This window comes from Thauera sp. 27, assembly GCF_000310125.2.
GTDB lineage: Bacteria > Pseudomonadota > Gammaproteobacteria > Burkholderiales > Rhodocyclaceae > Thauera > Thauera mechernichensis.
In genome coordinates this window covers 1-9,765 of record NZ_AMXB01000073.1, presented here as the reverse complement: position 1 = coordinate 9,765, position 9,765 = coordinate 1, and the positions used below count along the sequence as shown (strand labels likewise).

The following is a 9,765-nucleotide window of genomic DNA, read 5'->3' as shown; positions in this document are numbered from 1 at the left end:
AGCGCGTCTCGCAGGCCGCGGCGGCGGCCGACCCGGCGCTGGCCGCGCTGCTGGGGCTGTGCCGCCGGCTGGCGATCCTGCCTGCCGAGGCGCCGGTCGAGGCCGGTGCGGCGCGCGCACCCGTGCCGATTGCTGCGGGGACGCTCGCAGGCGCGCTCTTCGACCCCGACTGCAGCGGCAGCGTGGTGGCCAACCTGCGCGTGGTGCTGGGACTGGCGGCGCAGGTGCGCGACCGGCTCTCGCCCGATAGCTGGCGCATCTACAACCGTCTGTCGGACTTTGCTGCCGCGCCCGCGCAGGCGCTCGCCCTGGGTGACGCGCTGCATCGCCTGGATGAGTCGCTGCTGTCGCTGGTGACGCTGTCGGGCTTCGTCATCGAGAGCATGCCGCGCGACGCCGGCTGGCGCTTCCTGTCGATCGGCCGGCGTATCGAGCGCCTGCAGTTTCTGGCCGCCGCCTTGTCGGCGCTGCTGACGGCACCCAGTGCCGAGGCCCTGCAGGCGCTGCTCGCGGTGACCGACGGCGACTTGCGCTACCGCAGCCGCCATGCGCGCGGGCTGGCGCCGCTGCCGGTGGCCGAACTGGTGATGCTCGATGCGGACAACCCGCGTGCGTTGCGCTACCAGCTCGAGTCGCTGGTCGAGCACCTGCGCCTGCTGCCCGAGGGCGATGTGCTGGCCGAGCCGCTGACGCAGCAGCTGGAAACGCTGCAGGCCTTGTCGCTGTGCGATTGCCTGATCGTCGACGCGGCCGGGCGTGCCGCAGGCGGCGCTGCCGAACACGCGCGCTGTGCCGACCTGCACGACTTCCTCGCCCAGACCTGGGCATGTGGCAATCGTCTGGCGGATGCGCTGTCGCACCGCTACTTCACCCATCTCGACGCCCGTAGCCGGGCGACGGCCTCGTCCTGAAGCGGTGGCCTGCGATGCCCGAGTTCGAGATCCGCCATGACACCATCTACCGCTACGACAGTCTGGTCACGCTGTCGCAGCACATTGCCCACCTGCATCCACGCGAGCTCGCCTACCAGCGCTGCCTGGCGCACACGCTGGAGCTGTCTCCCGCCCCCGCTCAGCGCAGCGCTGCCGTCGATTTCTTCGGCAATCCGGTAACGCGTTTCGCGCTCGACACGCCGCACGACCGGCTGCTTGTGCGGGCTCACAGCCGCGTCCGCGTCGGCGTTCGCGACTGGCCGGCCGCGGGCAGCGGACCGAGCTGGGAGGACGCACGCGACCACCTTCGCGATGGGCTGTCCGGCCATGCACCCCTCCAGCCCGAGGCGCGCGACGCCGGGCAGTATCGCTTCGCCTCGCCCTATGTGGCGCTGGGCGACGAGGCTGCTGCCTATGCAGGCTATGCGACGCGCTGCTTCACGCCGGGGCGCGCGCTGGTGGACGCGCTGCTGGCCTTGTGCGTGCGCATCCATGCCGATTTCCGCTTCGACGCCTCTGCCACCAGCGTGGCCACGCCGGTGGCAGAGGTCTTCGCCAAGCGGCGCGGGGTATGCCAGGACTTCTCCCATCTGATGATCGCCTGCCTGCGGGCGCTCGGCCTGGCGGCGCGCTATGTCTCGGGCTACCTGCTGACCCAGCCGCCGCCGGGGCAGCCGCGACTGGTGGGCGCCGACGCCTCGCATGCCTGGGTGGCTGTGTGGTGTCCCGGCCTGGGCTGGATTGAGGTCGACCCGACCAATGACCTGCAGCCGGGTGCGGATCACATCACCCTGGCCTGGGGGCGCGACTATGGCGACGTGGCGCCGCTGCGGGGGGTGATCCTGGGCGGGGGGGGGCACAGTGTCGAGGTTGCGGTGACGGTGACACCGAGCGATGAGGGTGTGCGCGCACCAAATTGATGCACGCTCAGCGCATCCTGGTGCGCACCAAGCCAGTGCACTCCTGCTCGTGAGCCCGCAGAGCGCGCAACTGCGCGCCTGGAGTGCATGGCACGCTTCATGCTGAATGCTCGCTCAAGGGAGTCCAACCATGAGCGCAGACAGCACAATGACAGCCGCCAGACCTTTTGACGAAATGCATGCTGCCGACGGTACGGTGCGGGCGCATTACGGCCCGTACGCCGATTGGCTGGAGCAGATGCCACGCGAGAACATTGCGCGCAAGCGCAAGGAAGCCGACATCGCCTTTCACCGTGTCGGCATCACCTTCAACGTCTATGGCGAGGGCGGTGGCAAGGAGCGGCTGATCCCCTTCGATCTGTTGCCGCGCATCATCCCCGGCGACGAGTGGAGCGCCCTCGAGACCGGCCTGCGCCAGCGCGTGCGCGCACTCAATGCCTTCCTCGCCGACATCTACCATGGCCAGGAAATCCTGCGCGCGGGCCGCTTGCCGGCCGAGCAGGTGCTCAACAATGCCCAGTTCCGCCCCGAGATGAAGGGGGTGGAAGTGCCCGGAGGGCTGTACGCGATGATCGCCGGCATCGACCTGGTGCGTGCAGCGGGGGCGGACGGCAAGGGCGAGTACTACGTGCTCGAGGACAACCTGCGCGTGCCCTCGGGGGTGAGCTACCTGCTCGAGAACCGCAAGATGATGATGCGGCTCTTCCCCGACCTGTTCTCGCGCTACAACGTGCAGCCGGTCGAGCACTACCCCGACCTGCTGCTCGAGACCCTGCGCGCGGTGGCGCCCGCGGGTGTGCTCGACCCCACGGCCGTGCTGCTGACGCCGGGTGCCTTCAACAGCGCTTACTTCGAGCACAGCTTCCTCGCCCAGCAAATGGGGGTGGAGCTGGTCGAGGGCCAGGACCTGTTCGTCAAGGACGACACCGTATTCATGCGTACCACCCAGGGGCCGCGGCGGGTGGATGTGATCTACCGCCGGCTCGACGACGACTTCCTCGACCCCGAGGTGTTCCGCCCCGATTCCATGCTCGGCGTGCCCGGCCTGATGTCGGCCTACCGCGCCGGGCGAGTGACCCTTGCCAATGCCGTGGGCACCGGCGTGGCCGACGACAAGTCGATCTACCCCTATGTGCCGGAGATGGTGCGCTTCTACCTCGGCGAGGAGCCCATCCTCAACAACGTGCCGACCTACATGCTGCGCGAGCCCGAGGACCTGGCCTACACGCTTGCCCACCTGTCCGAACTGGTGGTCAAGGAGGTCCATGGCGCCGGCGGCTACGGCATGCTGGTCGGGCCGGCGGCAACGCGCGCCGAGATCGAGGAGTTCCGCGCCCGCATTCTGGCCGCGCCCGAGAAGTACATCGCCCAGCCCACCCTGTCGCTATCGACCTGTCCCACCTTCGTCGATGCGGGCATCGCCCCTCGCCACATCGACCTGCGCCCCTTCGTGCTGTCGGGCGGAAAGGAGATCCGCATGGTCCCCGGCGGGCTGACCCGCGTGGCCCTCAAGGCGGGCTCGCTGGTGGTCAATTCCTCGCAGGGCGGGGGTACCAAGGACACCTGGGTCGTCAATTGAAGCCTTCACGCCGCGCGCATCACGGAGAACGATCATGCTGAGCAGAACCGCCGACCACCTCTACTGGATGGCCCGCTATACCGAGCGTGCCGAGAACACGGTGCGCATGCTGGACGTGTCCTACCGCATGTCGCTGCTGCCGGGCACCAATGGCTGCGACACCGATGGCTGGTCGGCCATCCTGGCCATCAGCGAGTTGTCGGACGCCTTCGCCCGCACCGGCCGGCCGCTGACGCCGCGCGACGTGATCGAGTTCGTCGTGCTCGACCGCGACAACCCGTCGAGCGTATGGAACTGCCTGCGTGCGGCGCGCGAGAATGCCCACGCCGTGCGCGGCACGCTGACGGCGGAGATGTGGGAGACCACCAACGCCACCTGGCTCGAGATCCGCGACATGACGCCGGAGAAGCTGCAGGCCACCGATCTGGGCGAGTTCTTCGAGTGGGTGAAGTTTCGCTCCCACCTGCTGCGCGGGGTGACCTTCGGCACCATGCTGCACGATGACGCCTTCAAGTTCGTGCGCCTGGGCACCTTCCTCGAGCGCGCCGACAACACCGCCCGCCTGCTCGACGTGAAGTACCACAGCCTGTTGCCCAGGGCCGAAGGGCTGGGCAGCTCAACCGACTTCTACCAGTGGGGCGCGCTGCTGCGTTCGGTGTCCGCGTTCGAGACCTACCGCCACGTGTACCGCGACGTCATCACGCCGCACAAGGTCGCCGAGCTGCTGATCCTCAACGCCGCCATGCCGCGCTCGCTGCATGCCTGTCTCGACGAGATCAACGACATCCTCGGCGAGATCGCCAACCTGCACTCGGCCGAGGCCGCCCGGCAGGCCGGCGAGCTTCATGCCACACTGCACTACGGGCGCATGGACGATATCTTCGCCACCGGGCTGCATGCCTGGCTGGAGCGCTTCCTGGTGCGTATCAACCGCCTCGGCGACAGCATCGGCGATAACTTTCTCGTTCCTGTCGCCGCCTGAGCGCAGCCGCCCGCGCGGCGGCTCCTTCGATCAATGACCCAATCGGGATGACTCGATGACCTACTGTGTCGCCATGTGCCTCGACGAAGGCCTGGTCTGCCTGTCCGATTCGCGTACCAACGCGGGTGTGGACCACATCAATACCTTCCGCAAGATGACCGTGTTCGAACGCGCCGGCGATCGCGTGCTGGTGCTGATGAGCGCGGGCAATCTCGCCATCACCCAGGCGGTGATCAACATCCTGCGCGAACATGCCGCGGTGCAGGACCGCGACAGCCTGTGGAACGCGCCCACCCTGTTCGAGTGCGCCCGCCTGGTCGGCGAGACCATCCGCGGCGTCTATCGCCAGGACGCCGAGGCGCTCAAGCAGTTCGGCGTGGACTTCAATGCCAGCTTCATCCTGTGCGGCCAGATCGGCGACGAGCCGCCGCGCCTGTTCAACATCTATGCCGCGGGCAACTTCATCGAGGCCTCGGTCGATACGCCCTATTTCCAGATCGGCGAGTCGAAGTACGGCAAGCCGATCATCGATCGCGTGGTGAGCGCCCGGACCTCGCTCGACGAGGCCGCCAAGTGCGCGCTGATCTCGATGGATTCGACGATCCGCTCCAACCTGTCGGTGGGCCTGCCGCTCGACCTCCTCATCTATCGCCGCGACGAGTTGCGCGTCGCCCGTCATCTGAACGTGGATTGGGACAATCCCTATTTCGACATGATCCACAAGGAGTGGGGTGCGAACCTGCGCAAGGTGTTCGAGGCCCTGCCCGACCCCGATTGGTCGCGCTGGCCCGGCGAGGATGCGGCAGCGTCCCGCATCGAGGTGGTGACGGCCAGCGTTGCCCGCAGCAGCGAGGCCTGAGCGCCAGCGCAGAGGGCGTCAGGGCGCGCAAGCCGTGCAAGAAAACACTTGCGATTTATTATGTTGCAGTGCAACATAAAGCCACACCGATTCAACCCACGGTGTCACCTATCCGTCAGGAGAACACCATGAACGCTTCGCCCGAGAAAATGCTCGCCTCCGCCCGTGCCGTCGCCGAGGGGCGTGTCAACGATGTCGCCCTGGCCAGCGGCAGCCTGCTGTCGATGGTCGAACACCTGACCGCGCTCAATCTCAACACCGCGCGCGCGGCGCTCGACGACACCATCGTGCTCCAGCAGTCGATCTGTGCCGCGCGCGAGCCGCGCGACCTGCTCGCCATCCAGGTCGGCAGCATCACCCCCGCGCTCAAGCGCGGCTTTGACTACGGCAAAAGCGCCAGTGGCATTGCCAGCCTGGCACAGGTCGAGCTCTTCAAGCTCGTCGAGGCCGGCATGTCGCAATGGCTGCAGGGCGTCATCGTCACGCTCGAAACGCTCAATCGCGCAGCGCCCGGTTCCGAGTTGGCGGTCAAGGTCCTCAAGACTGCAGTCGCCAACGCCTCGTCGGCCTACGAGGGCGCAAGCGAGGTGGTCAAGCAGGTCTCCGAGGTCGCCCAGGCCAATGCCGACCAGGCTGCCGCTGTTGCGGTCGATGCCGTGAGCAAGACCACCAGTGCTACGGTGTCCTTGTTCAAGAGCGCGGCGTAAGCTGCGCAGGGCCTGCATGGACGGGCCCGGGTGTGGGCCCAATGAAGAAAAAGCCAGTTCCTCTTGGACTGGCTTTTTTGCTTTCGGGGAGCCCAGGCGGGAGCCTGTGGTGGGCCTTCAGTTTCCTGGGCAAGGTATCCAAGAGCTGTCTATATTGAGTCTGATGTGTATTAGCGACACTGTGCGCGAATTGCACTGTGGATGAATGAAGTTGCCTTCATGCATCCGCTTGGGGGAGGTTTTCAAGGGGCTGGGTAAGTTCACGGACTGACCGGTTTGGTGCGACGTGCGTCGATCAGCAGGAGACCAGAAGTGACTGCCATATCCGTGAGCTACATGATGCGCCCCCGGACCGGGCATGTTCGCAGGATGCTGGGGGTGGCTGCCGTGCTTGTCGGTGCAATGGGGATGGCCGCAAGTGCCCAGGCTCAGGTCGCGAGGCCGGACTGCGAGGCCGTTGCGCCTTGGGCTGCCGGCTTCGATCGCAATGACGAATGGCAGCCGAATGCCTTGGGCAGTCGTCACCGCCTGCCCAGGCTCTTCGTGTCGCAGGAGACGGAGGCGCTGTTCGGCAAGCCGATGCTGTCCTGGACCGAAGCGGATGCCATGAGCGTTCGGGAGGTGGTGCTGGCCTGTCGCCAGGCAACCAAGGATCGCGAGTTGTCCGGCGCCTACAACGCGATGCAGAGCGCCTTGGTCAGTCGCGTCGCCAACTTCTCCAAGGCCTTGGCCGATGCTCGGGGCAGGGCCGGCACAGCGATGAACGCGCTGCAGAGTGCGCCGCCTTCCTTGCCCTTGCTGAGCTTTCACTCCGCGCTCGAGCAGGCCGCAACGGCGCAAGGGTATGCACGCCTGCCGGCGGCCGCCAACGGCTTGGCGCCCGCGGCGTCGAATGCTGCGCGTGAATTGATTGCCGCGCTGCGGGACCTGCCGGAAGCCGAGATCGCGACGCGGGTGGCAGAGCCTGCAGCGCGGACGGCGCTTGCCATGCGTGATGGGGTGGTCGAGGCCCTGCTTACGGAAGTGCGAGCGGTGCCGGTCAGCCTGCCAGGCCTGGGGTTACTGGACCGCATGGCGCAGGCGCTGCCGCGTGACTACGCGCCGGCGCTGGGGAAGGAGGCAACGGAGAGCCTGCTGCGCGCCGTGACCGAACGGCGGGCGCACATCGCGACCGAGATCGCGGATGTGCTGGTGGCGCAGATCGGTGAATCGTCCCGGGACTTCGATGCCTTTGCGCAGATCGATCAGGCTGCGGACGGCAACATGCTGCGACAGCTGCCCCAGGCGCAGGCCGCGCGTGTCCATGATGCGGCTCAGGCGCGCCGCCAGGTGGTTGCCGATGCGCTGTTCAGTGACATGACGACGAAATTGGGCGCCTTGCCCGCGACCGATGCCGCGCTCGATTCGGTCGACGCCGCCTTGAGATCGATTGCGGCTTGGCCAGCGAGCGCCGCGCCGTTCAAGCCTCGGTTCGAGGAAGGGGCCAGGAAACGTCGGGCAGAGATCCTTGCTGCGGTCGATAAGGCCGAGGCAGGGGCGATGCGAGGCCGGGTCTATGAAACAGGTGACAAGGCGCACCGTTTCGAGTTTGTTGATCGCACCCGGGTGTTCGTGCATGAACCCGGACATACCGCCGCCGGTACCTACACCGAGGAAAAGGACGGCCGCATCGTGGTCACGGTCAATGGCGAGTCGACCGTCCTGACGCGGGAGGGGCGGCGTCTGAACGGTTGGCACACCCAGGTCAGTCGCACGAAATAGGGCTTCGACCAGTCAGGAGTTGGGTCTTGATCTGCAAGACCAAAAGCAAAAAGGCCAGCTCGCGAGAACTGGCCTTTTTGCTTGAATTTGTTGGTGGGGGCACTAGGACTCGAACCTAGGACCAATTGATTAAGAGTCAACTGCTCTACCAACTGAGCTATACCCCCGGTGCCTTGCGGCAGATCGGCGTTTCCGTCGATCAAGAGACCGCGATTATACGCAAGATTCGGCGTACTGCAACAGCTGCCGCAAGGTATTTGACGCTGCCTGCGGCGCTGCGCTCAATTGCGCGGCACCTTGTCGAGGGCGCGGTAGAGCTGTTCGGCACTGAAGGGCTTGGCGATGAAGTCGTTCATACCGGCTTCGATGCAGCGTTTGCGGTCGGCGTCGTAGGCGTTGGCGGTCATTGCGGTTGCCATCGACCAGGAGAATCACCCGAGAATGCGACCTGCGCGACGGCGCGTTCCGATGCCGTCCATGCTGCCCAGGCCCTGGGTGCCGTGTGCGTGGCAGATGGCGCAGGCGAGCGCGTCGGCGGCATCGGAGCTTGGGCTGGCGTCCAGCGTCAGCAGCCGTTGCACCATGTGCTGGACTTGTTCCTTGTGCGCCTTGCCGTACCCTACGACCGACTGTTTGACCTGAAGTGCCGTGTATTCGGCCACCGGCAGGTCGCAGGAAACCGCGCCGCAGATCACCGCGCCGCGCGCCTGGCCGAGCAGCAGGGTCGATTGCGGGTTGACGTTGACGAAGACCTTTTCGACCACGACCACATCGGGCTGGTAAGTGGCAATCACCTCACGCACGCCGTCGAGCAGGGTCTTGAGGCGTCCGGGCAGTTCGCCGTCCCGGGTCTTGATGCAGCCACTGGCGACATAGCGCAGCTGGCTGCCGAGCTGGTCGATGAGACCGAAGCCGGTGATGCGCAGCCCGGGGTCGAGGCCCAGGATGCGGGTGACGACGGCGCGGGTGGCGTTGCTCATGGACGGCCTCCAGGGCGCGGGCGGATCGATTCTAGCCCTTGCGCGCCAGCCATACACCCGATACCGCAATCGCCATGCCGGCGAGCGCGAGCGGGCTGAGGGTCTCGCCGAACATCGCCCAGGCGATGAGCGCGGTGGTCGGCGGCGTGAGGTAGAACAGGCTGGCCACATTGACCGCGCTGCCGCTGCGGATCAGCAGGTTGAGCAGGCTGATCGCACCCAGCGACAGCACCAGCACCAGCCACAGCAAGGCGAAGACGAACTCGCCACTCCAGTCGATCTGCATGGTCTCGACCTGGCTCGCCACCAGGGCGGTCAGCGCCAGGCTGGGCAGGAACTGCAGCACCGAGCCGGTGCGCAGGTCGAAGCGCGGGCAGAAGCGCTTCTGGTACAAGGTGCCCGCGGTGATGCCGACCAGCGCGGCCAGCGCCGGCAGTAGCATGTGGCCGAGCGCGTCGGTGGCGACGCCATCCACCGAGACCTTGCTTCCCACCACCAGGGCCACGCCGGCGAAGCCCAACGCCAGCCCCGCCCACTGCCGCGACGACACGCGCTCGCCCAGCAGCGCGCCTGCCAGTGCGCCGGTGAGCAGCGGTTGCATGCCCACCACCAGTGCGGAGATGCCCGCCGGCAGGCCATGGTGGATGGACATGAACACCCCGCCCAGATACACCGCATGCACCAGCAGCCCGGTGACGGCGATGTGCATCGCATCGCGCGGGCTTGCCGGCCAGGGGGCACGCATGGCCAGCGCCAGCAGGGTCATCAGGCCGATGACGAGCACGTAGCGCACGGCCAGGAAGGTGAGCGGTTCTGCGTAGGGCAGGCCGTACTTCGCGCCGATGAAGCCGGTGCTCCACAGCACGACGAACAACAGGGGCATCAGGCGGGTGAGCTGGGTGGGAACTGGCATCGCGTGCCTCGCGTGAGGCCTGCGCCTCCCATGGGGGAGTGAGGCTGGGGTGGCAGGGTGTCGAATGAAAAAAGCTCGCGGCTTGCGCCGCTCCCACTGTGATGCCGGTCACTCCGTGGGAGCGGCGCAAGC

At 66.8% G+C, this 9,765-nt stretch carries 10 protein-coding genes and 1 tRNA gene; 7 read left to right on the top strand and 4 right to left on the bottom strand.

Going from position 1 to position 9,765, the window contains the following annotated elements; translation table 11 throughout:
- From B447_RS21105 to B447_RS21075, 7 genes are all read left to right on the top strand, one after another.
- On the top strand, positions 1-911 hold a 911-nt coding region (locus B447_RS21105), incomplete at its 5' end, for an alpha-E domain-containing protein (RefSeq protein WP_004248806.1).
- Positions 912-925: 14 nt separating this feature from the next.
- Positions 926-1,852 (top strand): transglutaminase family protein, encoded by a 927-nt coding sequence (locus B447_RS21100; RefSeq protein ID WP_004248805.1) that lies wholly within the window; start codon positions 926-928, stop codon positions 1,850-1,852.
- Positions 1,853-2,000: 148 nt separating this feature from the next.
- The gene (locus B447_RS21095; RefSeq protein WP_037983379.1) at positions 2,001-3,431 is read left to right on the top strand and encodes a circularly permuted type 2 ATP-grasp protein; all 1,431 of its coding nucleotides are present in this window, start codon (positions 2,001-2,003) and stop codon (positions 3,429-3,431) included.
- Between the two features lie 34 nt (positions 3,432-3,465).
- Positions 3,466-4,413, top strand: a complete 948-nt coding sequence (locus tag B447_RS21090) for an alpha-E domain-containing protein (protein WP_002933514.1) — start codon at positions 3,466-3,468, stop codon at positions 4,411-4,413.
- A gap of 55 nt (positions 4,414-4,468) precedes the next feature.
- The gene (locus B447_RS21085; RefSeq protein ID WP_002933516.1) at positions 4,469-5,272 is read left to right on the top strand and encodes a proteasome-type protease; all 804 of its coding nucleotides are present in this window, start codon (positions 4,469-4,471) and stop codon (positions 5,270-5,272) included.
- Between the two features lie 128 nt (positions 5,273-5,400).
- Positions 5,401-5,979, top strand: coding sequence for a TIGR01841 family phasin (phaP, locus tag B447_RS21080; protein WP_004248804.1), 579 nt, complete (start codon positions 5,401-5,403; stop codon positions 5,977-5,979).
- A gap of 312 nt (positions 5,980-6,291) precedes the next feature.
- On the top strand, positions 6,292-7,740 hold the full coding sequence (locus B447_RS21075; RefSeq protein ID WP_232431695.1) for a hypothetical protein: 1,449 nt from the start codon (positions 6,292-6,294) through the stop codon (positions 7,738-7,740).
- 91 nt (positions 7,741-7,831) lie between these two features.
- Here B447_RS21075 and B447_RS21070 read toward each other — a convergent pair.
- The 4 genes from B447_RS21070 to B447_RS21055 form a co-directional block, all read right to left on the bottom strand.
- Positions 7,832-7,907, bottom strand: a tRNA-Lys gene (locus B447_RS21070).
- 114 nt (positions 7,908-8,021) lie between these two features.
- A complete protein-coding gene (locus tag B447_RS21065; protein WP_004248802.1) occupies positions 8,022-8,147 on the bottom strand; it encodes a response regulator in 126 nt (41 codons plus the stop codon).
- Between the two features lie 24 nt (positions 8,148-8,171).
- Positions 8,172-8,720 carry a crossover junction endodeoxyribonuclease RuvC gene (gene ruvC / locus B447_RS21060; protein ID WP_004248801.1) on the bottom strand — a complete coding sequence of 183 codons (549 nt, stop codon included), beginning with the start codon at positions 8,718-8,720 and terminating at the stop codon, positions 8,172-8,174.
- A 31-nt stretch (positions 8,721-8,751) separates the two neighbouring features.
- The gene (locus tag B447_RS21055) at positions 8,752-9,633 is read right to left on the bottom strand and encodes a DMT family transporter (RefSeq protein WP_004248800.1); all 882 of its coding nucleotides are present in this window, start codon (positions 9,631-9,633) and stop codon (positions 8,752-8,754) included.
- Positions 9,634-9,765: the final 132 nt, after the last annotated feature.